Annotated in this window: 1 protein-coding gene; it reads right to left on the bottom strand. The window is 36.4% G+C overall.

Annotated features, from left to right (window positions below; translation table 11 throughout):
• Nucleotides 1-185, bottom strand: a 185-nt coding sequence (locus Q4528_RS15815; RefSeq protein ID WP_303522689.1) for a hypothetical protein, incomplete at its 3' end; no start/stop codon positions are given.
• Nucleotides 186-239: the final 54 nt, after the last annotated feature.

Here is a 239-nt window from a genome sequence, read left to right on the forward strand (position 1 = left end):
GTATAGTGTTCACCTAATTCAATTTCATCATATGCAGTAATATCAGAAATAACTGCTGGGAGTTTTTCTAATTTGAACTCATGCTCTGTAGTATTTTCTGCACCACTTGGGTCTACAACTGTTAACGAAATACGATAAAGACCTGGTAGATCTCCAAGAAATTCTATTTTACTCCCTGTGCTCATCTGCCAACTAGCATTTTCAGGAAAAGCTGTTAATTTCCACTCATAACCTAATGG

The organism is Staphylococcus pasteuri, from assembly GCF_030547725.1.
In the GTDB taxonomy this organism is placed as follows: domain Bacteria; phylum Bacillota; class Bacilli; order Staphylococcales; family Staphylococcaceae; genus Staphylococcus; species Staphylococcus pasteuri.